We start from the raw sequence: 25,999 nt of genomic DNA on the forward strand, positions 1-25,999 counted from the left end.
CAACGCTTTTTTGTCCACCACTGGTGACTATTGGCCTATCTTCATGCCTTTCAGCGCTTGAGCCGTGGCGGGCAATATCCGCGCTGCCGCATCTTACGAGCGGCCGCACCAGACATTTTCTTCTAACGTAGCAAGCTGCCAAAGTTTTGCGGACGGTGAATGCAGTTAGTCAGTTGCAGTGCATGCCAAAACAGCGCCTGATTGCTGGAAATAACCGGTACGCCCAAACGCTGCTCCAGCTCATCAAGCAGTTCAAGGGTGTGCAAGTTGGTGCATGACAAGAACAATACGTCCGCCTTGCTGCCGAGCAACAGCTGCTCGGCAGCGCGGACAACTGCATCCGCTGGTATGCGTGGGATCAACGCATCATCCAGTACGGCAAAGGTGCCGAATGCGCTGATTTCCAACCCTGCCTGCTGCAAGCCGAGATAAATCGGAAAGTTAACTTCGCCAATATAGGGCGTGAGTACAGCCACTTTCTTTGCGTTCAGCTCACGCAGTGCAGCTTTAACCGCGCTCCACGGATTGGTTACAGGTATGCCCGGGTGTGCCTCATTAATCAGCCGACTGACCTCCTGCTCGCCAATCAAGATGCTGCCGGAGGTGCAGCCGAACGCAAGTACATCAAGGGTCATTCCCGGTACTAACAAGGTGGCGGATTGCGTCAGGTCTTGCGCCATTTTGCGCAAACCGTCTGGGGTAACCGTCGGGCTGCAGGGTGTGCGCGTGCTGTATAGCTCAACACGTTCGCCGAGCAGTTGGCGCCATTCATTCTCCAGAGTGAAATCGCTGGCCAGTTGCACCAAGCCGATGCGTACGCAGCCATCATCACTTGAACTTTGATGCTCGAAGTGTTGTTGCAGCGCTTGAAACTCGGCGAAGGTTTCGATCATTTCAAGCACCTTCGAGCAGGCGTGCTGCATAGTTGGCGATGGCCGTGTCTTGCACGCCGGTGCCGGTCAGATCGCACACCGTGATTTGTCGGTCACTGCTGCGCACATTTTGCTGATTGCTGATCAAGTTGCCGAGCTCAAATACTTCGCGCTGCAATGCAGGCGCGTGATGCAGTTCGCCGAGCGCACGAGACTGGCTGAGACGGTCAACCACCAACACATCGGCGCTGGCCAGAATGGTCGGGTGCAATTCATTTTTATGTGGGTTGTCCGAGCCCATGGCTGTGACGTGAACACCTTTGGGCAGATCAGCCCAGTTCAAAACTGGCTCCCGCGCGGGTGTGGTTGTGACCACGATGTCAGCCTGTGCGCAGGCACTGGCAGCGCTGTCATGGATGCTCACGCTAAGAGCGTATTGCTCCTGCATGCGCGCCGCATACGCTTGCGCCTTGCTGCGGTCACGGGTGTACACATGCACCTCGCGGATATCACGCACCAGTAGCAGAGCCGCAACTTGCAGTTCGGCCTGTAAGCCCGCGCCGATTACCGCAACCCGTTGTGAATTGCTGCGCGACAAATGCTTGGCGGCAATCGCGCCGGCCAGAGCAGTACGAATATCGGTCAGGTAGCCTTCATCAAACAGCACCGCATCGACCAGCCCGGTCTTGGCAGAGAACAATAGCATCAAGCCGTTGAGGCTGGGTAGGCCGAGGCTGGGGTTGTCGAAAAAGCCGGGACTAATCTTGATCGCGAAGCGTGGCCAACCGCGAATATGCGCGGTTTTGACGTCGACCTCGCCGTTGCTTTCGGCAATATTCATGCTGAGAATCGGCGGCATTTCAACTTCGCCACGGCCAAGCGCAGCAAAGCCTGCTTCCACGGCCTCTAGTGCGGCTGGGTCGAGCTTGACCACCTCGCTAATCTGCTCACGGTTATAGATGTGCATAGTTGGCCTCTCCAGCCAGTTGGCAGGCTTGGGCAAAGGTGTTGTTGGATAGATTCTGGCCGCTGATCACCAGCGCCACCTGCCGACCGCGCAGGTCTATTTTGTGCTGTTCAACTGCCGCGATGCCGACCGCCGCCGCACCTTCAACAACCAGGCGCTCATGGTTGAACAGGTGCAACATGGCGCGAGCAATTTGTTCTTCGTCGACCCGAAAGCCACGGTCCATATAGCGTTGCGTCATGGCGAAGGTCCACGCATTTTCAAGACCGATGCCGCCGCCCAGGCTGTCTGCCAGCGAGGCCACTTCCTGAACTTGCACCGGCTTGCCAGCGGCCAGGCTCTCAAGCATTGCCGCGCCTTGATTCATGCTTACGCCAATCACTTCGGCATGCGGGTTGATCGACTTGACGGCCAGACCAATCCCGGCGATCAAGCCGCCGCCGGAAAGCCCAGCGAAGACCGTGTCGATCTGCGGTTGTTGTTCCATGATCTCTAGCCCGCAAGTGCCTTGGCCGGCGATGACTAAGGGGTCATCAAACGGGGAAATGTAGGCCAAGCCTTGTTCTTGTTGCAGGCGCCGCGCTTCGATGTCGGCGTCATCTTGAGTGTCACCGACAATCACCACCTGCGCACCACTTTCGCGTAAGGCGGCAACCTTGTTGTCCGGCACCAGCTTAGAGATGCATACCGTCACGGCAATCGCCAGGTGTTTCCCGGCGTAAGCTAAGGCGCGACCAAAATTGCCGGTCGACATGGTCACTACGCCGCGTTCACGCTGGGCGTCATCCAGACCAAGCAATGCGTTGACTGCACCGCGCAGCTTGAACGCGCCGGTGGGTTGTAGGTTGTCGAGTTTGAGCCAGACATCGCAATCCCAGCGATGGGAAAGCGATTCGCTGCGCAGCAAAGGTGTGTATTCAGCCAGCCCGGCAATTCGTTGCTGCGCGAGGTAAATGTCTTTCAGGGTTAGTTCGGTGTGCATGTTATTTCCCGTCCCAACAATTAAAAGGCCGGAGGCTGAAGGCGTCCGGCCGGGTTAGCTGGCGGGTGTTACTTGGCTTGCCAGGCACCGCTGCTGATCAACTTGTCGGTGACTTTGTTCACCGCACGTTCCGCGCGAGCGACGATGTCATCCACTTCGTCACGGCTGACAATCAGCGGCGGGGCGAAGCCCAGAATATCGCCGTGCGGCATGGCACGGGCGATCAGGCCTTCTTCCAGACAGGCTGCGGAAATCTGTGCGCCGACCTTTAAGTTCGGGTCAAAGTGCTGGCGCTTGCTGCGGTCACTGGAGAACTCCAGCGCAGCCAGCAGGCCAATGCCCCGCGTCTCACCGACCAACGGGTGATCGCCGAAGGTTTGCTGCATGCGCTGTTGCAAATAAGCGCCGGTATCGCGGGCATTACCGGTGAGGTTTTCACGGTCGATAATGTTCAGATTGGCGATTGCCGAGGCGATCCCCATCGGGTGGCCTGAGTAGGTGTAGCCGTGGCCGATGGCGCCGTAGGTATCTGTGCCTTGTTCAAGCACTTGCCATACGCGTTCGCCGACTATCACCCCGGAAAGTGGCTGGTAAGCAGAGGTCAGGCCCTTGGCTACGGTGATCAGGTCGGGCTTCATTTCGTAGTACTGCGAACCGAAATCCACACCCAGACGGCCAAAACCACAGACCACTTCGTCGGCAATCAGCAGAATGTCGTACTTATCCAGCACCTTACGGATTTCAGTCCAGTAGCCCTTTGGCGGTGGCACGATACCGCCGGTGCCGAGTACCGGTTCGCCGATCATAGCCGCTACGGTGTCTGGGCCTTCAGCGAGGATCATTTCTTCAAGTTTTTGCGCGCAGTAAACCGAGAACTCCTGCTCGCTCATTGCGTCATCTTCGCGGCGATAGTAAACCGGCGCGACTGTATGCTTGATGCGCTCAAGCGGCAGGTCGAAGTGGGCGTGGAAGACCGGCAGGCCAGTCATCGAACCTGACGCGATGCTCGAACCGTGATAACCACGATCCCGGGAGATAACTTTCTTTTTGTCTTTTCGACCGAGGATATTGTTGTAGTACCAGACCAGTTTGAGCTGGGTTTCGTTGGCATCGGAACCGGACATGCCGTAATAGACTTTGCTCATGCCTTGACCGGCGAGTTTGACGATGCGCTCCGACAACTGTGCCATGCCTTCGGTCGTGTGGCCAACGTAGGTGTGGTAATACGCCAACTGCTTGGCCTGCTCGTAAATGGCTTCAGCCATTTCAGTGCGTCCATAGCCAATGTTCACGCAATACAGACCGGCAAAGCCGTCGATAAACTCGTTGCCAAGCGAGTCCTGAATACGAATGCCTTGGGCGCCGGTGATGATGCGCGCCGGACTTTCACCATGGGCATGCTGCTTGAGATGAGTCGAGGCGTGGAAGACGTTCTGGCGATCAATCTCGATGATTTTCTGGGTGTCGAGGGTCATAATTATGTCCTTGGTTGATAGGTTGGCGCTCAATTGACCGAACGCAATTAGGAACCGCTGACACTGGGCAAGTTACCCAGGCAGTAGTATTTGATCTGGGTGTATTCATCCAGGCCGTGGCTCGAACCTTCGCGGCCCAGCCCTGACTGCTTGACGCCGCCGAATGGCACCGGTGGGCCGGTCATCTTCACCGAGTTGACGCTGACCATGCCGAACTCCAAAGCGCGCAACAGTCGCCAGATCTGGCGGATGTCGTAGCCGTATACATAGGCGGCCAGGCCGTACTCGGTGTCGTTGGCCTGGGTGATCAATTGCTCGATGTCGTCCCAGGGCAGCACGCCTGCGATAGGGGCAAAATTCTCTTCACGGTACACGCGCATTTCAGCGGTTACGTCAGCCAGCAGAGTGGGTACAAAGAAGTTGCGGCCCGGCGTCTGGTCCTGTTCGCCAGCCAGCAGGCGTGCGCCTTTGGCCAGAGCATCGTCGACCAACTCTTGGGCTTTGCTGACGGCTTTTTGGTTAATCAACGGGCCCTGATTAACGCCTCGCACCAGGCCGTTACCTAGCGTCAGTTCGCCCATGCGCCGGGCGAAGCTTTCAAGGAATGGCTGGTACAGCGAGCGGTGTACGAATATCCGGTTAGCCGCGAGACAATCCTGGCCAGTGGTCTGGAATTTTGCATCGATAGCCGCCTGCGCAGCCTGCTCCACATCCATGTCGGGCAAGACGATAAAGGGTGCATTTCCGCCGAGCTCCATAGAGCACTTTTTCACCGTTGCTGCAGATTGTTCCAGCAGCAAGCGGCCAACGCGGGTCGAACCGGTGAATGACAAGGCTTTAACCTTGTCGCTGGCACAGAGCACCTTAGAAACCATTTCTGGCTCGCCGACGATGACGTTGAATACACCCGCCGGGAAACCTGCACGCTCAGCCAGTTCGGCCAAGGCCAGTGCCGAAAAGGGTGTTTCCCCTGCGGGCTTAATCACTACGGTGCAACCTGCGGCCAACGCCGCTGCAGCTTTGCGAGTGATCATCGCGCAGGGAAAATTCCAGGGCGTGATCAGTGCGGCGACGCCGATGGGCTCGCGGACGCTGCCGAGTTGCGCGTTGTTGATATGGCTCGGAATGGTTTCGCCATAACTGCGGCGTGCCTCTTCTGCGAACCAGGTAATAAATGAGGCCGCATAGTCGATCTCGCCCAGCGCTTCGAACAATGGCTTGCCTTGCTCGAGGGTCATAAGCCGGGCCAGGTCTTGTTTGTGCTCGAGTAACAGGTCGTGCCATTTCTTGAGGATCTCGCCACGGGTTTCAAGTGACATCGCCCGCCAGGCTGGAAATGCATCATTGGCGGCCGCAATGGCCTGCACCACTTGCGGCTCGTCGAGCTGAGTGCAGCGACCAATGATTTCTTCGGTCGCGGGGTTGATCACCGCTTCATCGCGACCGGAGCTGCCTGCGGTCCATTTGCCATTGATATAAGCCAGCTGGCGTATCAAGCGTGGGTCTTCGAAATTGTGCATGCAGTGCATCCTCTCTACTGGCCCGCGTTGGCGCGAGCATGGTGCTGTTTATGGCTTCCACTTTAGGAGGGATTGGCTGTCGTTTTTTTCTCTTCGTGTGGGTTCTTTCCAAGGTTTTTTTGTTTTGCGGGCACTTAAGGTGGTGTTTTTTTGGGTAGGCTCAGCGCCATGATTGTGACCAGCGTCTCAGGCAAGATCGCCGTTGATTTCCAGTGGTGGCTCGCAGTGCTTGATGGTTTTGGTAACGATGTAGGTGAAGTAGCGTTCAATGCCTAAATCGGCCATTAACCAGCGGTCAATCAGGCGCTGGTACTGGTCGATATCGCGGGCAATAACTTTGATGATGTAGTCGATACCGCCGCCGGTGGCGTAGCACTCAGTGACTTCGGCGCATTCGTTGATGGCGCGCTCAAAACGTTGGAAGGCTTCGCGGTTGTGTTGTTTGAGGCTGATTTCAACCATAACCGGAGCTCGCTTGATCAGCACTTCGGGGTTTAGGTGGGCGCCATAGCCACGAATAATCCCTGCTTCTTCAAGGCGCTTGACCCGTTCCCAGCAAGGGCTTATCGACAGGTTGATCGCTTCGGCCAAACTGGATTTGGTGATGCGGCCATTGTTCTGCAGGATTTGCAGAATCTTCAGGTCGTAACTGTCCAGACGCATACTTCTGCTCCGGCGCAGAGCACCTGCGCACCTGATGTAACAAAGCTGGCGAGAGGTCTTGCCAGCGGGGGAGCCCCTGATGCTTTTCAGAGGCTCCCTGGAGGGCTTGTGCTTACTGTTTTTCTAGATCAGCAATTTCTTTTTCCAGCGCTTTAAGCGCTGCACCGGCATCTGGGCCGGCCAGATCGACCAGTTTTTCACGCAGTGGCAGGCTGGCTTTGCGGAAGACATCTTTCTCGGCTGGAGTCAGGTGTACGATTTTGATGTCCGGCTTGGCCTTTTTGATTTTTGCCAGGCGGGTTTTGCTGTATTCCTCTTGCTTATCGAAGATGTACGGACCGAGCTCGGTTATGGTTTCATCGATAATCTTTTGCTCGTCGGCAGGCAGGCCCTGATACCAGGATTCACCCGATAATACGGCTACGGTGAACTGCTGCTGGCCCGACCAAGTCAGCACATCGTTGACCTCGTAGAATTTCATCTCTTCAATGGCGAAGATTGGGTTTTCCTGACCGTCGACCATCTTCAGCTGCAGTGCGCCATAGACTTCGGAGTAAGGCAGTGGGGTCGGTACGGCGCCGAAGGCTTTGTAGGCTTCAACCAGCATCGGTGAGGCCATGACGCGCATTTTGACGTTTTCGAAATCTGCAGGCTTGTGGATTTCCTTGTTGGTGGTCCAGACCATTTCACCTTCCGGATACATGCTTAGAAGCCGCAGGTTGCGCGTCTTCAGTTTGTCAGCCATTGGGCCGTAGATGGTCGGGCTTTCGGTGAGTACCTTGAGGTTTACCTGGTTGTCTTGTGACAACAGGTAAGGCACAGAGAACACCTGCATGGATGGAGCGGTCGAGCCTAGAATTCCGGTTGAGCCATGGGTGAATTGAATGACGCCGTTGGCAACCAATTCAGTCAGGTCTTCCGACTCGCCAAGTGAGCCGTAGGGATAAACTGTGACGGTGATTTTGCCGTCGCTTTTTTCTTCGACCAGTTGTTTGAATTTTTGCGCATAAGCGTCTTGCACGCTGCCACTGATTTCTTCGAGTGCGAACTTCCATTCTTCTGCTGCTGCCTGACCCGCTAAAACTAAGCCCATTGCAGTAGCTAAGGCTACCTTCTTCAGTGTGCTGAAATTTCTCATGGTTAGTTCTCCATTTATTTTTTTGTATGCAGGGTTGTGTCAGTTATCCACTATGTCGGCTATTACTGCGAGGGTATCGCCTATGTCGACCAACGCCGGAAAGCGTCTTGCAACGAGCAAGCCATCACGCTCGGCGCGGTATTCAACTGCTGGAGTACCGGTGCGTTCAAAGCTGTGTACGCGAGCGATCAAATCACCGTTTTTAACCCGATCGCCGATGCTTAAATTAAGCTCGAGAATGCCGCGATGCAGGCTCTGTACGTAGCAGCTTGCGTCGGGCATATCCAATAACATCAGCGGCTCGTCCGCAGGTTCAAGTTGGCCTTCGGTGATGCCTGCGAATTTGAGAAAGTTACGTACGCCACGGTCTGCCAGCGCCATGGTTTTTGGCGTGCTGGTACCCCCGCCTCCCAATTCCGTGGTGACGAATACCTTGCCCTGCGATTCGACCGCGGTGTCGTACAACGAGGCGGCATCAAGCTCAAACAAGATCATGCTGGCCGCTGTACCGAAGACTTTAGCTCCTTCAATACATTTGGCCTCTTGCTGCGGATCTTGCAGACGGTGAGCTGCCGAGAACGGCAAAATATCCAGCGTCTTGCCGCCGGAATGGATATCCAGCGCGTAGTCGCAGAGCGGTATTAAGGTGCGTTGAAAGTAGTCAGCAATCCGCTCCGTCATGCTGCCGTGGGGATTGCCGGGAAACGCGCGATTCATATTGCCTTTGTCGATCGGTGAGGTACGACTAGCGCTTTGTACGGCTGGGTAGTTCATCGCCGGAACGATGATCACTCGACCTTTAACTTCATCTGCACGCAGCTCGCTGGCCAACTTGAGTAAGGCGGTGATGCCCTCATATTCATCACCGTGGTTACCACCTGTCATCAGCGCGGTCGGACCGTCACCATTTTTCACCACGGTGATTGGGATCATGATGCAGCCCCATGCAGACAAGTCGTGGGAGTAGGGCAGCTTGAGAAAGCCGTGCTGTACGCCGTCACGATCAAAATCCACGGTTGCGCTGATGGTGCTTGCCGCGACCTGTCCAGCACCGCTGACAGACCGCTGCTCGGCATCAGCTGAAATATTCATTGCTGCAATACTCATGTTAGGGCTTCACAAACAGTTGGCGCGAATAATCGCAAAAGGTGTCAGCACCTGTTTCGCTAATCAGAATGCTTTCGGTGGTTTCCAGGCCCCAGTCGTCCAGCCACAGGCCGGGCATAAAGTGAAAGGTCATGCCGGGTTGCAAGACCGTGGTGTCGCTTTCACGCAAGCTCATGGTGCGCTCGCCCCAGTCTGGCGGATAGCTCAGGCCGATTGGGTAACCGCAGCGGTTGTCGCCACGGTCATAACCGTAACGGCGCAGGGTGCTGTTTAGTTCGCGAGCGATGTCGCCGCAGGTATTGCCTGGTTTAGCCACCGCAAGGCCGGCTTCTAGCCCAGCATTGATAGCTTCTTCAGCCTTGCGAAATGCTGCCGAGGGTTCGCCCAGGTAAACCGTGCGTGACAACGGGCAGTGGTAGCGTTTGTGGCAACCGGCGATCTCAAAGAATGTGCCTTCGCCCTTGATAAACGGGCGGTCGTCCCAGGTCAGGTGCGGCGCTGAAGCATCTTTGCCTGACGGCAGCATCGGCACGATTGCCGGATAATCGCCGAATTTACCGTCGTGGCCGGTGCAGGCAACGCGGTAGATTTCACCCACCAGGATGTTTTTCGGCAAGCCGGGTTCGATCATCTCGAGAATGGCACGGTGCATGTTTTCAACAATGCGCGCGGCCACACTCATGTATTCGATTTCTTGATCTGACTTGATTGCCCGGCACCAGTTGACCAGTCCTGTGCTGTCGACCAGTTGCGCCTTTGCCAGGCCGCGCTGCAGTGCCTGATGAGCGGTGGCGCTGTAGTAATAGTTGTCCATTTCCACGCCGATCATGCCGCTGATCCAGCCGCGAGCGGGCAGCACTTGCTCGCACAGATAATCGAGTGCGTGATGCGGCGGATTCATCACATAATTGTCGCTGTATGACGTGATGTTCTCTTCGGCCAGATAAACCGTGCGCCGCGCACCATTGGCGTCGATGCCGCGACCGAACCACAATGGCTCGCCGTGTTCGCCAACCACTACACACTGCGGGGTGTAAAACGACCAGCCGTCATAGCCAGTCAGCCAAGCCATGTTTGATGGATCGTGAACAATTAGAGTATTGATCCCTTTTGCGACCATGGCGGCGCGCACCTTGGTCAGACGCTGGGCATACTCTGCACGGCTGAAATTCAACGCAATTTCACTCATGACAGCATCTCGATAACGAACGTCAAAAACGTTCAGAACTCAATCAGTCCGTTGGCAGTGCTTGACGGACACCTGTGCTGCGCGCCATCGATAAACCGCTGAGAGTCATTCGATGGAGCCCCCGCGGCGTGCTCAATCGTTTTTATACGGATGAGCACTCAGTGGAGAAATTGTACTGAAGCCTGCTAAAGTAAGCATGACAAATGCAGGTCAATACGTTTGGAGATCAATATCATGACCATTACAATCATCGTCAAGGAATTTATTGACCTATGACAATTGACTTGGCACCATTTATGCGCCCCGGTCAGCCTAAATACCTGGCCATCGGTAATGCGCTCACTGAGGCAATCAACACCGGAGTGTTGGTCCCAGGTAGCAAGTTGCCTACTCACCGCGAACTGGCCGATACGCTCGGCGTCAGCGTGCAGACCGTAAGCAATGCCTATGCCCATGCAGAAAAACAGGGTGCGGTTTATGCCTTGGTGGGCAGCGGCACCTTTGTTCGCAGCCGGCATATCAGTCACGAATCGGATTACCTTTCGACCGATGAGCATGACGACCCGAGTCGTGGCATCGACCTCTCCACCGCACATCCGGTGTGCACCCAGCGCCACGTCAAGCTTTATCGCGAAAGCCTCGAACGCGTCGCGCGTGAGGGGCGAGATGACTTCATCACTTCATTCCATCCGACTCAGGGCTTGACCCTGCACCGCGAGGTGGTCTGTGGCTGGCTGGCGCAGCAAAAATTACCGGTTAACCCGGACAATATGTTGTTCTGCAATGGTGCAGCTCACGCCCTGACTATTGCCATGTCAACGCTGCTCAAGCCCGGCGATACCGTGCTCTGTGAGCATGAAACCGGCATGTTGCTCATGGCATTGGCGCAGACCCTGCACTTCAAGCTCAAGGGGCTGGCGACTGATGATCAGGGGCTTTTGCCTGATGCGTTGGAGGCCGCCTGCAAGCAGGGTGGCGCGCGCGTGCTGTTCTGTACGCCGACGATGAACAATCCAACCACCGACACCATGGGGCTTGAGCGGCGTCAGGCCATTGCAGATCTGGCGCGAAAGTACGACCTCCAGGTTGTTGAAGACGATGTCTACGGCGCGCTGCAGCCCGATCGTCATCCGCCGTTGTCCGCATTCATTCCTGAGCGCAGTTTCTATGCGACCAGCCTAACCAAGATTTCCCTGCCTGGTATGCGCGCCGGTTACCTGGTGACTCCGCCCAATATGGTCCAGCAAGCGATCGGGCGGCTGCGCAGCACGACCTGGATGGCGACCCTGATGCCCTTCGAAATTGCCAGTTGGTGGATGCAGGATGGCACGCTCGATCGTATGGTGAGTTTCCAGCAGCAGGAGTTTGCTGTGCGCCAGGCCATGGCCCGCGAGCACTTGACGGCCTGTGAGTTCAAGGCCGACCCCAATGGCATGCACATCTGGGCTGAGCTACCGGGGCATTGGTCGCCAGAGAAGTTTGCACGGCGTGCCCGGCAGGAAGGTGTAATGATTTTTCCAGCTGAACCCTTTCTCGCTGCTGTAGACCGCAGTAATCAACACATCCGTATCAGTCTTGGGGCCGAGCAGAGTCGCTCTCGGATAGAAACGGGGCTGACCATCCTGAATGGGCTGGTGCTTGAAACGCCGCCGCCGATGCATTTCGTGTTCTAAAACAGAGCATAATCATTACAAGCGCCCGATTTATGGGTATTTGTAATGATTCAAATAATTAATTGACATGGTTTTTTGTCGGCGATAAGGTTTGGCCTCCACAACAAGAAAGAGTTCGCTCACAAGAGCCGGACCGGAGGTAGCTATGACTTGGCTGCGCAAGTTGGACTGGATGCTGGAGAAGCTTGAAGCCTTCATCCTCGCGAGCGGCATTTTGCTCATGGCGCTGAATTCGGTCGGTAACGTGATTGGACGTTATTTGTTCAACCAGAGCATCTACTTTTCCGAAGAGCTCAATCAGTTTCTGCTCATCTTCGTCACGTTCGTTGGTTGTAGCTATGCCGCGCGTCATAGCCGACATATCAGCATGAGCGCATTAGTTGAGCAACTCACCGGCAAACCTGCCGCAGCAGCCCTGTTAATCATCAATACATGCACCGCTGGCTTAATGCTGTGGTTGACCTGGGCCTCGGTGGGCTATGTCGAATCCGCTGCGCGAGTAGGTCGCTCATCATCGGCGCTACAAGTGCCGCTGCATTACATTTATCTGGTGATTCCTTTGGGGTTGGGCATGACTGGGCTGCAGTTTGCACGCCACGCCTATGTTCAACTGCAGGTTCTGCTTGGGCGCCGTGAGGCTCCAGAGCGGCACGTCGACGCCACCGTCCCTTCGCAACACTGAGCCCGCACCCATGGATATGACGACCACGCTGTTAATTATCATGCTGGTGTTGCTGCTTTGCGGTTTCCCGATGATGACTACTTTGCTGGCTGCTTCGGCGGCAGGCTTTACCTTGTTTTTCACCATGGGCCCAGAGTTTATCGTGCAGCAGATGATTGCCGGTATACGTCCAGCGGCATTGGTGGCAGTGCCGATGTTTATCCTGGCGGCAGACATCATCACGCGCGGCGCAACGGCGAACCGTCTGCTCGATGTGGCTATGGCATTTGTTGGGCATGTGCGCGGTGGGATGGCGGTCACCACGGCTTTGAGTTGTGCTCTGTTTGGCGCGTTGTCGGGTTCAACTCAGGCGACAGTGGTCGGGGTTGGCAGCATCATGCGCCCCAAGATGTTGCAGCAAGGCTACAAAGATAGCTTTGCCATGGCCCTGATCATCAACGCCTCGGATATTGCGTTGCTGATTCCACCCAGCATCGGCATGATCATTTACGGCGTGGTTTCGGGCACCTCGGTTGCAGAGTTGTTTATCGCCGGTATTGGCCCCGGTTTGTTGTTGATGTGCCTGCTCTGCGGCTATTGCTACATTTATGCGCGTATCACCGGGATTCCATCGGGTGAGAAATTTAGCTGGAGGCAGCGATTGGTCACCTGCCGCCGCGCAATATTGCCCTTGCTGTTGCCGGTATTGACCATCGGCGGCATCTACACCGGGGTTTTTAGCCCGACGGAGGCCGCAGCGGTGTCGGTGCTCTATGCGCTGATTCTCGAGGTGCTGATTTTTCGGCGAGTCAAGCTCAGTGAACTGTCATCGATTGCCCTGTCTACAGGCCTGATTACTGCGGTTGTATTTATTCTGGTGGCCGCTGGGTCGGCGTTTTCCTGGGTGATCTCATTTGCTCAGATCCCCCAGCAGATTCTCAGCGGCATCGGCATCATGAGCGCGTCACCGACAGAGTTGCTGGTGATTATCTCTGTCGCCTTCTTCATCGGCTGTATGTTTGTTGACCCAATTGTGGTCATGCTGATCTTGGTACCAATCTTTGCCCCGGCGGTGCGCCTCTCGGGTCTCGACCCGGTGCTGGTAGGGACTATCGTCACCTTGCAAGCGGCTATTGGTTCGGCGACGCCGCCTTTCGGCTGCGATATCTTCACGGCCATTGCGGTGTTCAGACGGCCTTACTTTGAAGTTATTCGGGGCAGCCTGCCGTTCTTCGCGATTCTGTTGCTGATGTCGGTACTGCTGATCATGTTCCCGCCGATCACCCTGTTCTTGCGCGACTTGGCATTCCGCTAGGCAGCCGCTGGTGGAAACACTCCCGTAGGGTGCGACAACGCGAAGCTTGTCCACCAAGGCTCACGAGGCAGCCCGCGCAGTTTTTTACGCCGCAAATGGTGGGTGAAAAAGCGTCACCCACCCTACAAGTTCGGTCATATACCGCTTGGGCGTCAGCGTTATTCGGGCCTGGCGTCTACCACCTTTTTGATCACTTGCGCGGTGCCAATGCCGCGGGGGTCGCTGGCTGCTTCAACCAAATTACTTTGCTTGTGCCAAAACAATACTTGTTGATTGCCATACTGGCGGTCTAGCGCTTTCAATTGATAGCCGCGAGCCTGTAGTTCAGCGATTTGTTTGGCGCTAAACGTATTCGGTTCGTGCTCAATTACGTCAGGCAAATACTGATGATGGTAGCGCGCCACGCTCGGCCAGGTCGCGATTGGTTGGCCGTCCAGATACTGCATGATCGATAACAACACCATGCTCGGAATACGGCTGCCGCCCGGTGTACCGAAGCTAGCGAAGTCGTCACGGCTTTCGATAAAGGTCGGGCTCATACTCGACAGGGGGCGCTTGCCTGCATCTACTGCATTGGCGCGGCTGCCGGTTAAGCCGTAGGCGTTTGAGCCGTCAATGTCAGCGGCAAAGTCGTCCATTTCATCGTTGAGCAGCACCCCGGTTCCGGGGGCAACGAATGCTGCACCAAAGGGCAGGTTGATCGACAGTGTGGCGGACACGGCATTGCCATCTGCATCGAGCACCGTGAAGTGGGTGGTGTGATTGCCTTCATGCAACTTACCAGCCGGAGGTAGGCTAGCGCTTGGTGTGGCGCGTTGTGGATCAATACCTTCAGCTAGTTTTTTCAGATAGCTGCGGTCGAGCAATTGTGGGGCCGGGTTGTGGACAAAGTCAGGATCGCCAATCAGGCCACGGTCACGGTAAGCACGACGCAGTGCTTCGACAACATAGTGTGTGCGTTGTACCTGCTCGGCTTTTTGCCACGGCAACTGTTGCAGCATTGCCAGGCTCTGGGCGATAGCAATGCCTCCGGCGGACGGCGGTGGCGCAGTAATCAGTTCACGGCCATCGGCTAATTGGAAGCGTAGTGGGGTACGCTCGACCACCTTGTATTCACTCAGGTCACGCAGGGTCCAGATACCGCCAGCTTTACGTACGCCATTAACCAATTTGTCAGCGGTGTCGCCGCTGTAGAAGCCAGCTTTGCCGTAACGGGCAATACGTTCGAGCGTGCGTACTAAATCAGGCTGGCGGAGCAAGCCAAACTCGCTTGGAACCTCACCGTTGTGCAGGAAAATTCGCGCTGTTTCTGGGTCGTCACGCATTGCCGCTAGGCGCCAGCGGGCTCGTTCGCGATAAACCCGGTCATATGAAACACCGTCGCGCGCCAAGCGAATAGCTGGCAACAGCGAGTCTTTCAGAGGGAGGCGGCCATAGCGTTGAGCAAGCTCGACCAGCGCTGCAGGCAAGCCGGGGATTGCAGCCGCTAGCGGACCATTGAGGGAAAGCTCAGGCTGGATTTTTCCGTCGCGCCGATACAAATCTGAATGCGCGGCGAGCGGTGCGCGTTCGCGGGCATCGATAAAGCGGTAAGTAGGTTGTTCACCGGCTTGGCGCAACAGAAAGAAACCACCGCCGCCTAAGCCAGAGCTATAGGGTTCGACCACTGCGAGCGCAGCACTAACCGCGACTGCTGCATCAAATGCATTGCCGCCATGGGCCAGGGTTTCTTCGCCAGCAACCGTCGCTGCGGGGTGCGCGCTGGCGACTGCAGCCTGTCCGGGGCGGGAGGCTGCTTGCAGGTTGAAAGTGCTTAGGAGGAGTAGTGCGCAGAGAAAAAGCTGTCGAGTCATGGTAACCGTCGGTTGTTGTCGCAGCGAAGGTCTGACTGGTGTCCCAGGCATCATTGCCTGTGATCAGCCGTTACGGGGCAGGGCGACAAGATACCGCGATTAATCACGCCTTACCGGTAATGATCATGTATTTCTGCATCAGTTCATCTTTGCTCTCGACGTGGTTTTCGTCCAGAGGAATGCAGTCAACCGGGCATACTTGCTGGCACTGCGGCTCGTCGTAATGGCCGACGCATTCGGTACACAAGTTCGGGTCGATGACGTAGATCTCCTCTCCTTGGGAGATAGCTGCGTTCGGGCACTCAGGTTCGCAGACGTCGCAGTTGATGCAGTCGTCGGTGATGATTAGGGACATGCGGTACGGCTCCTGTCGAAGCGCGTGGCTTCGACGATTTCTAACTTCGAGACGCGAATTGTGCCGGATTGTCGCGATATGCGCCATTGTTCGCGCCAAGCCAGTGCTGTTCAGAGCTGCTAGCTTAAAATCGCCGTGTCTAATCAAGTGTAGCTCAGTAATAGCCTACTTCTTGAAGCGCTGGTTTAGTGCTTCGGCCACGGCGGGATGCACAAACTTGCTGATATCACCATCCAAAGCGGCAATCTCGCGAACCAATGTCGAAGAAATGAACGAGTATTTTTCAGACGGCGTGAGGAACAAGCTTTCGACATCCGGAGCCAGTTGGCGATTCATATTGGCCAGTTGAAATTCGTACTCAAAATCCGATACCGCGCGCAGGCCGCGCAGGAGCACGTTGGCGCCTTGTTCTTTGGCAAAGTGTGCGAGCAGGCTGGAAAACCCAACCACTTCGACATTTGGCAGGTGCTTGGTGACTTCTTGAGCGAGGGCAACGCGTTGCTCCAGCGGAAACAGCGGGTTTTTCTTCGGGCTGGCCGCGACGGCAATGATCACGCTGTCGAACAACTTCGAGGCGCGCTCAACCAGATCACCGTGTCCTTTGGTAATGGGGTCGAAGGTGCCCGGGTATAACACTCGATTCATCGTGACGTCCTGGCGAGTCCGTTTGGGAGTCGGATGGTAGCGCAGCAGTCCGCAGCGGCCAAGTCTGCGTACGCGGTTGTTGTGGCAAAACCTTATCCTAGAGGGCCTGCTGCGCTTAAAAAACTTTGCAGACAGAGCCCGTTTATGGCTTTAGGCCGTTTTTAGACGCTCAGCAAGTAGGCTCGATAGTTTTGCGGTAAGTCCGTAAACAGACAGCTGTGGATTGGCGCCAATGCTGGTCGGAAACAGCGAGCCGTCATGGATAGAAAGATTGCTCAGTTGATGATGACGGCCGAGGCTGTCGGTTACTGCAAGCTTAGGATCTTCGCCCATTGCGCAGCCGCCCATGACGTGCGCACTGCCCAAGCGAGTGCGGTACAGCTCCAGGCTTAGGTTGTCGATTTGACTGCGCACTTGTGCCATCGTCTTTGCGTATTGTGCATCGGCATGTAAAGGCATTACCGATTTGGCACCAGCAGCAAATTGGATTTCAGCCATGCTATGAAATGCACGGCGAATCCCATCCCAGGTGTAATCGGTCATCTTGTAGTCGAGTACCGGGCTACCGTCATCACGCAGCTCGACGCTGCCTTCAGCGCTTTCGGGGTGGAAGCCATCGCGCATCAGGGCCAACATCATATTGGTGTGTGGCAGCTGTTCCATGCGCAAAGCATTGTCTACGCCAAATTTACCCACCAACGTTGTGGTAAGGGCTGGTTGAAGCGGCGGAACCTCAAGTTTGTAAGAGAGTGGGCCCGTGGTGCCCTGGTCCCATTGAAAGTTGTCGGAATAGATCGATTGCGGAGCGCCGTAGAACGGATTGATGACTTTATCGAATAGCGCTGCTGAGAAGTTAACCGGGTGGATAAAGGTGCGTTTACCTGCACGATCATGTGGGTCTGGGGCATCAGATCGCTTAAGAATGGCTGGGGTGTTGATGCCGCCGCCGGCGAGAATGTAGTGGCGAGCCTTGACTCTGATTTTACGTCCAGTCGGTGCTACGCAGCGCTCATCCAGCGCGACACATTCAAGCCCGCTGACACTGTTGCCGTCATGTATCAAACGTTCGGCGCGCGCCAGATACAGCAGCTCTCCGCCTTTTTCCAGTGTCGCCGGGATAGTCGTTACCAGCATTGATTGCTTGGCGTTGGTTGGGCAGCCCATACCGCAATAGCCCAGGTTCCAGCAGCCGCGAACATTACGTGGGATAACCTTCCAGCTGTAACCAAGCTTTTCGCAGCCGCTGCGAATTACATCATTGTTTGCGTTAGGCTCAATAGCCCATGGCGCAATACCTAAGCGTTGTTCCATCTGCTCAAACCAAGGGGCCATTTCGCTCTCGCTGTGGCCTTTGACATTGTGCTCTTTAGCCCAGTGCTCAAGGGTTTGGTGCGGCGTACGGAAGCTGGATGTCCAGTTGACCAGGGTTGTACCGCCGACTGCGCGACCCTGAAGAATCATGATAGCGCCGTCCTTGCTCATACGACCGATACCTTCTTGATAAAGCGTCGGATAGGCTTCGGCTTCCTGCATTTTGAAGTCGCTGCTGGTCTTCAGTGGTCCTTCTTCAACCAGCAAGACCTTATAGCCAGCAGCACTGAGAATTTCCGCGCTGGTGCCTCCACCTGCGCCTGTGCCGACAATCACAACATCGGCTTCTAGTGTTAAGTCTTGCTCAAGGCGTGAACCATTGTAGGTTTTCCAGCCGCGGGCCAAGCCTTCGGCAAATAGGTCAGGTACAGGCATATTAGGCAGTTCTCTGGTTAACTCTTATTAGAAGTGAGCGCTTTGGCCCAACTGAGCAAGACGTTTACTTAAACGGTAGGTGGTCCTGGATAACCGCAGTGAGCCCAAGACTCGGGGCGGCTGTACCAACTCATCAACACCAGCTTGATTAATGAGTCGTAACCCATTTTCAGCAGACTTAGCGAGCTGTTCTGCCAGCGTTCCAGAAAGTGTCGAATATCTTCTGCGCTGGCATTTTCCCAGCTACCCCAGATGCCCGTTAATGGACCACGGGTAACCGGTAATGCGAGCACATCGAATAGCTGTACGGTGAGCTTGAGCAGTTCTGGAGAAAGGTGGCCGAGATTGTTATCGAGGCTTTGAATGGTGCCGGTCACGGCTTGCTGCATTTGTGCTGGAGGTACTGCGCCTTCGATTATCACTGGGATGATTGCAGAAAGCAGTGCTATATCTGATGCGCGAATCACTCGAAAACCATCAGCAGGCGTGCTGGCCGAGCAGCCACTGAGCGTTGCAGTAAGTCCTGCTGTTGCTAAAAAAGCTGTGCCAATCAACCCTGTTTTTAAAAAGCCTCGGCGGCTTATTTCAACAGTATTCAGGGGGGGGGTTGTCATTTTTATTGTTACCGTCTGGATTGCATGCGCCGCTGACAGCATGTGCTATCAGCGGCGATTTGTTTAGCGCACAAATAACTTGTAGATCATCTTCTGAATCGACTTGCCGTAAGGTGGGTAGATGGTCTTTGCAGCGTTAAGACGTTGCTTGATGAATACTCCTTTGGCTTTGCTGAATGTCAGGAAGCCTTCGTGGCCGTGATATTGGCCCATGCCAGAGGGGCCAATGCCGCCAAACGGCATGTCGTCCTGAGCAACGTGGAGCAGGGTGTCGTTAATGCAGACACCGCCTGAGTGGGTTTCATGCAGCACTCGTTGCTGTTCGCCTTTGTCATAGCCAAAGTAGTACAAGGCCAATGGCCGCGGGCGTTGGTTGACGTAAGCGAAAGCATCTTCGATGCGCTCATACGGCACGATAGGCAGCAGTGGGCCGAAGATTTCGTCCTGCATGATTTTCATGTCGTCATTAACGTCGAGCAGCACTGTGTGCGGCATGCGACGGTCTTGCGCGTTGGGAAACAGCGGAATCAGTTTGGCGCCTTTGTTTTCGGCGTCACTGAGGTAGCCATTGAGGCGAGCTTGCTGACGCTCATTGATGATCGCTGTGTAATCAGGGTTATCTTCCAGCTTCGGATAAAACTTCAACACCACTTTGCGATACGCCTCAACGAAGCCTTCAACCTGGCCTTTGGGCACCAGTACGTAGTCAGGTGCTACGCAGGTTTGGCCGGCATTCATGGTTTTACCGAAGGCGATGCGTTCAGCGGCATCAACCAGTGAGGCGTCTCTGCTGATGATTGCTGGTGATTTGCCGCCCAACTCCAGAGTGACTGGGGTTAGGTTTTCTGCGGCGGCGCGCATCACATGCTTGCCGATGCTGGTCGCGCCGGTGAACAGCAAGTGATCGAAAGGTAGCTTGGAGAAGGCCATGCCCACTTCAGCTTCACCCAGCGCAACACTGACCAAGTCTTCTGGAAATATTTTGCCTAGCAGATCTTTGATCAGTTGCGAGGTGGCCGGGGTCGATTCGCTCATTTTGATCATGACCCGATTGCCGGCAGACAATGCTCCGACAAGTGGGCCAATGGTCAGGAACAGAGGGTAGTTCCACGGCACGATCACGCCGACCACGCCCACTGGCTGGTAGATGACTTTGGCCGATGCGGGCATAAATTGCATGCCAACACTGCGCCGTGAAGGCTTCATCCACTTTTTGATGCGCTTGGTTGCGTAGTGAATGTTGTGCAGGCTGGGCATGATTTCTGCGAGCAGCGTTTCATCTGCTGAGCGGTTGCTGAAATCTGTAGATATTGCCGTGATCAGGGCTTGCTGTTCGTTTTTTAACAGGTCGCACAACGCATTCAACCACTGGATACGCTGTTCGGCAGGCGGCATAGGGTTTGCCTGATAGGCCTGGCGTTGGAGGGCAAGGGTGCTGTCCAACCGATCAATCTGCTCTTGGTTTTGTTCTAGGTAAGCGACGTTGGCGACCATGTTTATGCTCTCTACGATTCGGTGTGGACCTTGCTGGGCGATAGCACAGGTTAGAACGTTGAGATGAATTTTTAGAGCAAATACTCTAAGATGTCAAATAGCATAGAGCTTTTGCTCGCAAATGTGGCTATGTAAAAAGTTGGGTAATATTGCCGGTTTACTGGAAAGAGGCCTCGCAGTAACACTTTTGCGGCGTCAGCGTGTACCTTTTGTTCAAGCCCCATCGCGCTTAATGCATTTAATCCTGACCACGTAGTGAGATCTTGTTGTATATGGCAGCTCCGCAGAAAACCCGCGAACGTATTATCCAAGCTAGCCTTGAGCTGTTTAACAGTCAGGGTGAGCGTAGCGTTACGACTAACCATATCGCTGATTTTTTGCGCATCTCACCCGGTAACCTGTACTACCACTTCAGTAATAAGCAGGCGATTATCGCCGAGCTGTTTATTCGTTATGAGCGTGATGTCGACGGTTTTTTGCGGCTGCCGGAAGGTCGCGAACCAAGCATTGAAGACAAAAACTTCTATCTGGAATCGTTGCTCGAAGCGATGTGGCGCTATCGGTTTTTACACCGTGACCTTGAGCATTTGCTCGACAATGACCCATCGTTGGCTGAACGATACCAACTGTTCTCTGAGCGCTGCCTGCAGGGTGCGCAAACTATTTATCAAGGCTTCTGTGATGCCGGTATTCTGGTGATGACAGCTCTGCAGATCGAGACGCTCACTCTTAATAGCTGGATCATCCTGACTTCATGGGTGCGCTTTTTGTGCACATCACAACATAAGTCTGGTGATCTCAGTGAGGAGATGCTGCGGCGCGGCATTTATCAGGTGCTGGCGCTAGAAGTCGGGTTGATAGCTCCTGCATCACGTGCTGAGATCGAAGCCTTGCATCAGACCTACTATGTGCCGCTCGAGGCCTTGGTATAGATACGTCCTGCGCTCTGACTGAACCATTGCGGAATACGCCGTTCAAGGTAATAGCCCGGGCGCTGCGGTGTGCCCTCGATAAAGCCGACATGGCCGCCTTTGGGGTGCAGCTCAAACTCAATGCAACTTGCCAGCTCATTCGGCTCCGGAAGGCTGTGCTCAAACACAAACGGGTCGTCCTTGGCCTGAATTAACAGGGTTGGCGTGCAAATTTTGCCAAGGAAGTAGCGGCTTGAAGAACGCTTGTAATAATCCTGCGCATCGCTGAAGCCATGGAGCGGAGCGGTGACCTTGCCATCGAAATCCCAGAAGGTACGCATGCCGTCGAGCGGGCCAAGCTTTTCGAGTATCGACAGTTGGTCAGCCTGGCCGCTGTGGCTGAACAGGCGTTGTTTGTCTCTAACGTAGGCGACCATCTCGCGCATAAAGTGCGCCTGATACACCTTTGAGAAACCCATGCCGATGCGGTCAGCGCATTGGTCGAGTCTGAACGGCACCGAAACTGCTACAGCACCTTGCAACTGACTGTCTTCGCCCGTCTCTCCAAGATACTTGAGCAATACATTGCCGCCGAGTGAATAACCCGCAGCGTAGAGGGGCGCTATAGGACGCTGCGCGCGCAGATGGCAGACTGTTTCAGCTAGATCTTCGCTGGCGCCGGAGTGATAGCCGCGCGTTAGCAGATTGGGCTCGCCGGAGCAGCCGCGCCAATTCAGCGCAACACTGGCCCAGCCTTGAGCGGCAAGCGTTTGTTGGACGCCAAGGATGTATAGCGAGTTAGATGAGCCGGTCAAGCCGTGCAGCAGGAGGACCAATGGTGTGTCTGCTTGATGCGGCCCATACCAGTCCATATCCAGAAAGTCGCCATCGTTAAGCCACATGCGCTCGCGCCGCCGTTCGAGCGTTGGAGGGGTGCGGCACATTGAGTTCCAAAGCGTCTGTAAATGCGCGCTTGGAAGCCACCATGCAGGCTTAAAGGAATTATTCATCGGTGTTGCCAGTGGGCGTGTATGGTTCAGCCCCGCACGTTTGAATACGAGGCTGGATTTGTTTTTCAGGGGTTCCCTAAAGCAGCGGGTAGCTTAGGTACTGCGTTCCCATAAAGAGTAATACACCTGCCCGGATTTTTTCTCGCGATGTAAGCGCCAGTTACTCGGTAATCCCAGTTTTGACGGCGCCTTTTCGCTCTCACAGTAGATCCACGCTGCGTCACTCAGCCAGCCGCGGGACTCAAGCAACTCGCAGGTTGGAACCAGTAGATCTTGATGAAATGGCGGGTCTAGAAATACTAGATCGAACGCAGTTGCAGGTTGGGTTTGCAGGTAGGTTATGGCATTGCTTTGCAGTAGCTGGCCATTCTCACAGCGTAGCGTCTGCAGGTGGCCGCGCAGTGATGCAACTGAGTCAGGGTTCAGGTCCAGCGCCAATGCACTGGAAGCTCCGCGAGACAGTGCTTCCAGATACAGCGCGCCGCTGCCGGTAAACGGGTCGAGCACGCGTGCGCCTTCAACGTACGGAGCTAACCAGTTGAACAGGGTTTCACGCACCCGGTCTGGGGTGGGGCGCAGACCTTGTGCATCAGGGAAAGTGAAGCGCCGTGAGCCCCACTCGCCACCGATAATGCGAACATGACCTAACCCGCCGTGGGCGCCTGTTCTACTAGCTTGTTTACTCATTAATGCTCCGGAACGCCCAGCGGTTGCTCGGCAGGGTTGTCAGTTGGTGGCGGTAACTCTTGTTGAGTAACTGTCGGGCCAGCGGTGACGATGACCAGTGCATCTGGGTCGAGGTGTTTGGCCATGGCCGTTTTAACTTGTTCGACGGTTAGATCCTGAACCTTCTGCATAAAGGTTTCGAGGTAATCGAGTGGCAGATTATAAAAGCCGATAGCGCCCAGTTGGCCAACAATCGCCGAGTTGCTCGCAGTCGATAACGGAAAGCTACCCGCCATTTCGCGCTTGGCATTATCCAGTTCTTTCTCGGTTGGGCCGTTTTTCAAGTATTCGCGTAGCAGATCCTTGACCAGTTGTAGCGTGCCTTCGCTGAGTTCTGCCCGCGTTTGCAGGTTGATCATAAATGGGCCGCGAACCTGCATGGCGGTGAAACCGGAGTAAACACCATAAGTCAGCCCGCGTTTCTCGCGAACCTCTTCCATCAGGCGTGTACCGAAGCCACCGCCACCAAAAATTTGGTTGCCCATGTACAGCGCTGCGTAATCCGGGTCTGCACGATCGATTCCCAGTTGCGCTAGCATCAAGTGAGTTTGCTTGGAGGGGAACTCAATATGATTGCTGCTTGCGGCTGGCTGTTGCGGCTCAACAATAGCGGGCAATGCCGGGCCTTTTGGTAGTGCTGCCGAGACTTTTGCAGTGATCGCCTCTGCTTCACTGCGAGTCAGGTCACCGACCAATGCAATAACCGTGTTGCCGGCACTGTAGGCTTTGGCGTGGAAGGCTTTGAGTTGCGCGATAGTAATCGGCGGGATTGATTTCTCGGTGCCGTCACTTGGGTGCGCGTACGGGTGTTTGCCATAAAGCTTCTTAAACAGTTCGATACCGGCAAGGCTGCCAGGGTTCTGCTTTTGATATTCGAAACCAGCGAGCACTTGGTTCTTGATTCGAATGAAGGAGTCTTCTGGGAATGTCGGTTGACCAATGACCTGATTGAACAGCGCCAGGGCTGGTTCACGTTCTTTTTTCGCGCTCAGGCTACGCAGGCCCGTAACCGCCATGTCTCGGTATGAGCCGTTGCTGAACTCAGCGCCGAGGTCTTCGAAGCCTGCTGCAATCTGGCCAACATCTTTCCCCGGCACGCCTTCATTGAGCATGGCATTGGTTAACATCGCCAGGCCTTGAACATCGCCATCCTGGCTGCTGCCTGCGGCATAGGTCAGGTGCAGGTCGAACATCGGTAGTTCGTGAGCTTCGACGAACAAAACTTTTGCGCCTTCGCTGGTTTTCCAAGTCTGGATATCCAGCTTGCGATGGCTGACGGTTTCGCTCATTTCGCTGAGTGATTGCAGTTTATTGCTGCTTTTAACGTTAGTTGCTTCAGCGCTGGCGCCGAGGCTGGTGATCGAGAGGAACGACAGCAGGGCCAGGCTCAACAGGCCCGGACGCAGGGGGTTGCGCTTATTCATCGCTCTTCTCCTCTGGCAGAATGTAAGCGACGCTGAGGCGATCGCGAGTGAAGAATTTCTTGGCCGCATCCTGGATATCCGCAGGCGTGACGGCTTCAAGCTCGCTGAGCTCTTTATCCATCAGCTTCCAAGACAAACCGACTGTTTCCAGTTGGCCAATTGAGGTGGCCTGGCTGGTGATTGAATCGCGCTCGTACACCAAGCCAGCGATCACTTGCGCACGTACGCGAGCAACTTCTTCAGCTGAAGGCGGGTTGTTCTGTAGGTCTTGCAGTTCTTTCCACAGGCCCGCTTCAGTCTCCTCGATGGTTTTACCTTTTTGCGTGTTGGGCGTTGCCGTCAACATGAACAAGCTATCGCCGCGCGGGTAGGGGTTGTACCAAGCAGATGCGCCCGACACCAGTTCTTGCTCGCGCTCAAGGTGTGTCGGCAGGCGTGCGCTGTAACCGCCGTCAAGCAAGGCGGCGATCAAGCGCAGGGCGTGTACGCTGCGCGGTTTTTCTGCGGTGGCCAGTCCCGGCACGTTAAAGCCCATCATCAGGCTTGGCAGTTGGGTTTTGAGGTGCAGCGTCAGGCGGCGTTCGCCTGGTTGATCAAGGTCCTTGGGGATTTTGACCGCAGGCACTTCGCGCTTGGGAATTGCGCCAAAGTATTTCTGAGCAAGCGTTTTGACTTCAGCTTCGCTGACATCACCGACCACCACCAGCGTGGCGTTATTCGGTGCGTACCACGCCTCGTACCACTGGCGCAGTTCATCGATGCTCATGCGTTGCAGATCAGCCATCCAGCCAATCGTCGGATTGTGATAACCACTGGCGGGGTAAGCCATCGCCTTGAAGCGCTCATACGCCAAGCTAGTTGGCTTGTCATCGGTACGCAGGCGACGTTCTTCTTTGATGACTTCGATCTCGCGCTTGAACTCTTCGGCAGGCAGTTTCAGTGTGGCCATGCGGTCTGCTTCAAGCTCCATCGCGACATTCAGGCGGTCGCGGGCAAGTACTTGGTAATAAGCGGTGTAGTCATCGCTGGTGAAGGCGTTTTCTTCAGCACCAAGTTCGCGCAGGATATGCGAGGCCTCGCCAGGACCGAGCTTGCTGCTGCCTTTAAACATCATATGTTCAAGGGCGTGCGAAAGACCGGTGCGGCCAGGCGTTTCAAAGCTTGAGCCAACTTTGTACCAGAGCTGGGAAACCACTACAGGCGCACGGTGATCCTCACGGACAATCACTTTGAGGCCATTGTCGAGGCTGAATTCATGAGTGGCTTGGGGGACGGCTGCGAATGCAGAGATAGGCATGCAAAGCATGCCTATCAGCAGGCCGGTAGCGCGGCGGGCAATCGTATTCATAAGAAGGGGGTCACCGAAGATAAAGGTTTGCCAAACAAGAATGACTGAAGCGCAAACATGCGCGCCTGAAGCGTTTGAGGTTGATGTTCAGCCTGCAAGTGTTTCTTCTCCAGCTCAATTCTGCGCCTAGGCCGATCATCACACACCAGGCACTGGTTAAACAGCTGCGAGCAGCGACTGGTCAGTCAGATGCGCGAGGTCTTAGCGTCTGCAGGTCCTGAGGTGCTAGGATACTCATCCGTTTTACTGGCGACCATGCCTGTAAAAGTGACTAAAAACTACCATCGAACAGTCAGCTGCGACTATTTGTC

General features: G+C 55.2%; 23 protein-coding genes. 4 read left to right on the forward strand and 19 right to left on the reverse strand.

Annotated features, from left to right (window positions below; all coding sequences use genetic code 11):
• Nucleotides 1-122: 122 nt before the first annotated feature.
• The 9 genes from ACN0UH_RS05225 to doeA form a co-directional block, all read right to left on the reverse strand.
• Complete coding sequence (locus tag ACN0UH_RS05225; protein WP_417661050.1) at nt 123-893, reverse strand: aspartate/glutamate racemase family protein; 771 nt, start codon at nt 891-893, stop codon at nt 123-125.
• A 1-nt stretch (nt 894) separates the two neighbouring features.
• Nucleotides 895-1,839, reverse strand: a complete 945-nt coding sequence (locus tag ACN0UH_RS05230; RefSeq protein WP_417661051.1) for a cyclodeaminase — start codon at nt 1,837-1,839, stop codon at nt 895-897.
• Complete coding sequence (eutB, locus tag ACN0UH_RS05235; protein ID WP_417661052.1) at nt 1,826-2,821, reverse strand: hydroxyectoine utilization dehydratase EutB; 996 nt, start codon at nt 2,819-2,821, stop codon at nt 1,826-1,828. The genes ACN0UH_RS05230 and eutB overlap by 14 nt, the downstream gene beginning before the upstream one ends.
• A 68-nt stretch (nt 2,822-2,889) precedes the next feature.
• A complete protein-coding gene (locus ACN0UH_RS05240) occupies nt 2,890-4,296 on the reverse strand; it encodes an aspartate aminotransferase family protein (RefSeq protein WP_087518621.1) in 1,407 nt (468 codons plus the stop codon).
• Between the two features lie 47 nt (nt 4,297-4,343).
• Nucleotides 4,344-5,816, reverse strand: a complete 1,473-nt coding sequence (locus tag ACN0UH_RS05245) for an NAD-dependent succinate-semialdehyde dehydrogenase (protein WP_417661053.1) — start codon at nt 5,814-5,816, stop codon at nt 4,344-4,346.
• Nucleotides 5,817-6,002: 186 nt separating this feature from the next.
• A complete protein-coding gene (locus tag ACN0UH_RS05250) occupies nt 6,003-6,479 on the reverse strand; it encodes an Lrp/AsnC family transcriptional regulator (RefSeq protein WP_417661054.1) in 477 nt (158 codons plus the stop codon).
• A gap of 112 nt (nt 6,480-6,591) precedes the next feature.
• Nucleotides 6,592-7,617: a DctP family TRAP transporter solute-binding subunit gene (locus ACN0UH_RS05255; protein WP_417661055.1), complete on the reverse strand. Its 1,026-nt coding sequence runs from the start codon at nt 7,615-7,617 to the stop codon at nt 6,592-6,594.
• 39 nt (nt 7,618-7,656) lie between these two features.
• Complete coding sequence (doeB, locus tag ACN0UH_RS05260; protein ID WP_417661114.1) at nt 7,657-8,709, reverse strand: N(2)-acetyl-L-2,4-diaminobutanoate deacetylase DoeB; 1,053 nt, start codon at nt 8,707-8,709, stop codon at nt 7,657-7,659.
• Between the two features lie 16 nt (nt 8,710-8,725).
• Nucleotides 8,726-9,913 (reverse strand): ectoine hydrolase DoeA, encoded by a 1,188-nt coding sequence (gene doeA / locus ACN0UH_RS05265; protein WP_417661056.1) that lies wholly within the window; start codon nt 9,911-9,913, stop codon nt 8,726-8,728.
• 272 nt (nt 9,914-10,185) lie between these two features.
• Here doeA and ACN0UH_RS05270 point away from each other — a divergent pair, with 272 nt between their 5' ends.
• The 3 genes from ACN0UH_RS05270 to ACN0UH_RS05280 all read left to right on the forward strand — a co-directional run bounded on the left by ACN0UH_RS05270 (nt 10,186) and on the right by ACN0UH_RS05280 (nt 13,562).
• Entirely contained in the window at nt 10,186-11,586 is a 1,401-nt protein-coding gene (locus tag ACN0UH_RS05270) for a PLP-dependent aminotransferase family protein (RefSeq protein ID WP_417661057.1), read from the forward strand.
• A gap of 145 nt (nt 11,587-11,731) precedes the next feature.
• Nucleotides 11,732-12,268, forward strand: a complete 537-nt coding sequence (locus tag ACN0UH_RS05275; RefSeq protein WP_417661058.1) for a TRAP transporter small permease — start codon at nt 11,732-11,734, stop codon at nt 12,266-12,268.
• A gap of 16 nt (nt 12,269-12,284) precedes the next feature.
• Nucleotides 12,285-13,562 (forward strand): TRAP transporter large permease, encoded by a 1,278-nt coding sequence (locus tag ACN0UH_RS05280; RefSeq protein WP_417661115.1) that lies wholly within the window; start codon nt 12,285-12,287, stop codon nt 13,560-13,562.
• A gap of 158 nt (nt 13,563-13,720) precedes the next feature.
• Here ACN0UH_RS05280 and ggt read toward each other — a convergent pair whose 3' ends face one another.
• From ggt to ACN0UH_RS05310, 6 genes are all read right to left on the reverse strand, one after another.
• Nucleotides 13,721-15,415, reverse strand: a complete 1,695-nt coding sequence (ggt, locus tag ACN0UH_RS05285) for a gamma-glutamyltransferase (RefSeq protein ID WP_417661059.1) — start codon at nt 15,413-15,415, stop codon at nt 13,721-13,723.
• Nucleotides 15,416-15,518: 103 nt separating this feature from the next.
• A complete protein-coding gene (locus tag ACN0UH_RS05290; protein ID WP_339488794.1) occupies nt 15,519-15,770 on the reverse strand; it encodes a YfhL family 4Fe-4S dicluster ferredoxin in 252 nt (83 codons plus the stop codon).
• A 165-nt stretch (nt 15,771-15,935) separates the two neighbouring features.
• Nucleotides 15,936-16,415 (reverse strand): pantetheine-phosphate adenylyltransferase, encoded by a 480-nt coding sequence (coaD, locus tag ACN0UH_RS05295; protein WP_010489480.1) that lies wholly within the window; start codon nt 16,413-16,415, stop codon nt 15,936-15,938.
• 150 nt (nt 16,416-16,565) lie between these two features.
• On the reverse strand, nt 16,566-18,161 hold the full coding sequence (locus ACN0UH_RS05300) for a GMC family oxidoreductase N-terminal domain-containing protein (protein WP_417661060.1): 1,596 nt from the start codon (nt 18,159-18,161) through the stop codon (nt 16,566-16,568).
• Nucleotides 18,162-18,229: 68 nt separating this feature from the next.
• Nucleotides 18,230-18,775: a twin-arginine translocation pathway signal protein gene (locus ACN0UH_RS05305; RefSeq protein WP_417661061.1), complete on the reverse strand. Its 546-nt coding sequence runs from the start codon at nt 18,773-18,775 to the stop codon at nt 18,230-18,232.
• A 63-nt stretch (nt 18,776-18,838) separates the two neighbouring features.
• Entirely contained in the window at nt 18,839-20,269 is a 1,431-nt protein-coding gene (locus ACN0UH_RS05310) for a coniferyl aldehyde dehydrogenase (RefSeq protein ID WP_417661062.1), read from the reverse strand.
• Between the two features lie 272 nt (nt 20,270-20,541).
• Here ACN0UH_RS05310 and ACN0UH_RS05315 point away from each other — a divergent pair, with 272 nt between their 5' ends.
• Nucleotides 20,542-21,201: a TetR/AcrR family transcriptional regulator gene (locus tag ACN0UH_RS05315; protein ID WP_417661063.1), complete on the forward strand. Its 660-nt coding sequence runs from the start codon at nt 20,542-20,544 to the stop codon at nt 21,199-21,201.
• Here ACN0UH_RS05315 and ACN0UH_RS05320 read toward each other — a convergent pair.
• The 4 genes from ACN0UH_RS05320 to ACN0UH_RS05335 all read right to left on the reverse strand — a co-directional run bounded on the left by ACN0UH_RS05320 (nt 21,174) and on the right by ACN0UH_RS05335 (nt 25,688).
• Entirely contained in the window at nt 21,174-22,190 is a 1,017-nt protein-coding gene (locus ACN0UH_RS05320; RefSeq protein ID WP_417661064.1) for a hydrolase, read from the reverse strand. The two genes, ACN0UH_RS05315 and ACN0UH_RS05320, sit on opposite strands and share 28 nt — an antisense overlap.
• 93 nt (nt 22,191-22,283) lie before the next feature.
• Entirely contained in the window at nt 22,284-22,877 is a 594-nt protein-coding gene (rsmD, locus tag ACN0UH_RS05325; RefSeq protein ID WP_417661065.1) for a 16S rRNA (guanine(966)-N(2))-methyltransferase RsmD, read from the reverse strand.
• A complete protein-coding gene (locus tag ACN0UH_RS05330) occupies nt 22,877-24,340 on the reverse strand; it encodes a M16 family metallopeptidase (protein WP_417661066.1) in 1,464 nt (487 codons plus the stop codon). Before ACN0UH_RS05330 ends, rsmD begins: the two co-directional genes overlap by 1 nt.
• Complete coding sequence (locus ACN0UH_RS05335; protein WP_417661067.1) at nt 24,333-25,688, reverse strand: M16 family metallopeptidase; 1,356 nt, start codon at nt 25,686-25,688, stop codon at nt 24,333-24,335. The genes ACN0UH_RS05330 and ACN0UH_RS05335 overlap by 8 nt, the downstream gene beginning before the upstream one ends.
• Nucleotides 25,689-25,999 lie beyond the last annotated feature (311 nt).

The organism is Pseudomonas sp. (assembly GCF_048265905.1).
GTDB lineage: Bacteria > Pseudomonadota > Gammaproteobacteria > Pseudomonadales > Pseudomonadaceae > Aquipseudomonas.

What these genes read in the sequence shown, in the direction of transcription:
- ACN0UH_RS05250 (WP_417661054.1), bottom strand. Translation starts at nt 6,479, where the DNA reads ATGCGTCTGGACAGTTACGACCTGAAGATTCTGCAAATCCTGCAGAAC.
- ACN0UH_RS05255 (WP_417661055.1), bottom strand. Translation starts at nt 7,617, where the DNA reads ATGAGAAATTTCAGCACACTGAAGAAGGTAGCCTTAGCTACTGCAATG.
- coaD (WP_010489480.1), bottom strand. Translation starts at nt 16,415, where the DNA reads ATGAATCGAGTGTTATACCCGGGCACCTTCGACCCCATTACCAAAGGA.
- ACN0UH_RS05330 (WP_417661066.1), bottom strand. Translation starts at nt 24,340, where the DNA reads ATGAATAAGCGCAACCCCCTGCGTCCGGGCCTGTTGAGCCTGGCCCTG.
- ACN0UH_RS05245 (WP_417661053.1), bottom strand. Translation starts at nt 5,816, where the DNA reads ATGCACAATTTCGAAGACCCACGCTTGATACGCCAGCTGGCTTATATC.
- eutB (WP_417661052.1), bottom strand. Translation starts at nt 2,821, where the DNA reads ATGCACACCGAACTAACCCTGAAAGACATTTACCTCGCGCAGCAACGA.
- doeA (WP_417661056.1), bottom strand. Translation starts at nt 9,913, where the DNA reads ATGAGTGAAATTGCGTTGAATTTCAGCCGTGCAGAGTATGCCCAGCGT.
- ACN0UH_RS05300 (WP_417661060.1), bottom strand. Translation starts at nt 18,161, where the DNA reads ATGCCTGTACCTGACCTATTTGCCGAAGGCTTGGCCCGCGGCTGGAAA.
- doeB (WP_417661114.1), bottom strand. Translation starts at nt 8,709, where the DNA reads ATGAATATTTCAGCTGATGCCGAGCAGCGGTCTGTCAGCGGTGCTGGA.
- ACN0UH_RS05275 (WP_417661058.1), top strand. Translation starts at nt 11,732, where the DNA reads ATGACTTGGCTGCGCAAGTTGGACTGGATGCTGGAGAAGCTTGAAGCC.
- ACN0UH_RS05310 (WP_417661062.1), bottom strand. Translation starts at nt 20,269, where the DNA reads ATGGTCGCCAACGTCGCTTACCTAGAACAAAACCAAGAGCAGATTGAT.
- ACN0UH_RS05320 (WP_417661064.1), bottom strand. Translation starts at nt 22,190, where the DNA reads ATGAATAATTCCTTTAAGCCTGCATGGTGGCTTCCAAGCGCGCATTTA.
- ACN0UH_RS05335 (WP_417661067.1), bottom strand. Translation starts at nt 25,688, where the DNA reads ATGAATACGATTGCCCGCCGCGCTACCGGCCTGCTGATAGGCATGCTT.
- ACN0UH_RS05280 (WP_417661115.1), top strand. Translation starts at nt 12,285, where the DNA reads ATGACGACCACGCTGTTAATTATCATGCTGGTGTTGCTGCTTTGCGGT.
- ggt (WP_417661059.1), bottom strand. Translation starts at nt 15,415, where the DNA reads ATGACTCGACAGCTTTTTCTCTGCGCACTACTCCTCCTAAGCACTTTC.
- ACN0UH_RS05240 (WP_087518621.1), bottom strand. Translation starts at nt 4,296, where the DNA reads ATGACCCTCGACACCCAGAAAATCATCGAGATTGATCGCCAGAACGTC.
- ACN0UH_RS05315 (WP_417661063.1), top strand. Translation starts at nt 20,542, where the DNA reads ATGGCAGCTCCGCAGAAAACCCGCGAACGTATTATCCAAGCTAGCCTT.
- rsmD (WP_417661065.1), bottom strand. Translation starts at nt 22,877, where the DNA reads ATGAGTAAACAAGCTAGTAGAACAGGCGCCCACGGCGGGTTAGGTCAT.
- ACN0UH_RS05290 (WP_339488794.1), bottom strand. Translation starts at nt 15,770, where the DNA reads ATGTCCCTAATCATCACCGACGACTGCATCAACTGCGACGTCTGCGAA.
- ACN0UH_RS05225 (WP_417661050.1), bottom strand. Translation starts at nt 893, where the DNA reads ATGATCGAAACCTTCGCCGAGTTTCAAGCGCTGCAACAACACTTCGAG.
- ACN0UH_RS05305 (WP_417661061.1), bottom strand. Translation starts at nt 18,775, where the DNA reads ATGACAACCCCCCCCCTGAATACTGTTGAAATAAGCCGCCGAGGCTTT.
- ACN0UH_RS05230 (WP_417661051.1), bottom strand. Translation starts at nt 1,839, where the DNA reads ATGCACATCTATAACCGTGAGCAGATTAGCGAGGTGGTCAAGCTCGAC.
- ACN0UH_RS05270 (WP_417661057.1), top strand. Translation starts at nt 10,186, where the DNA reads ATGACAATTGACTTGGCACCATTTATGCGCCCCGGTCAGCCTAAATAC.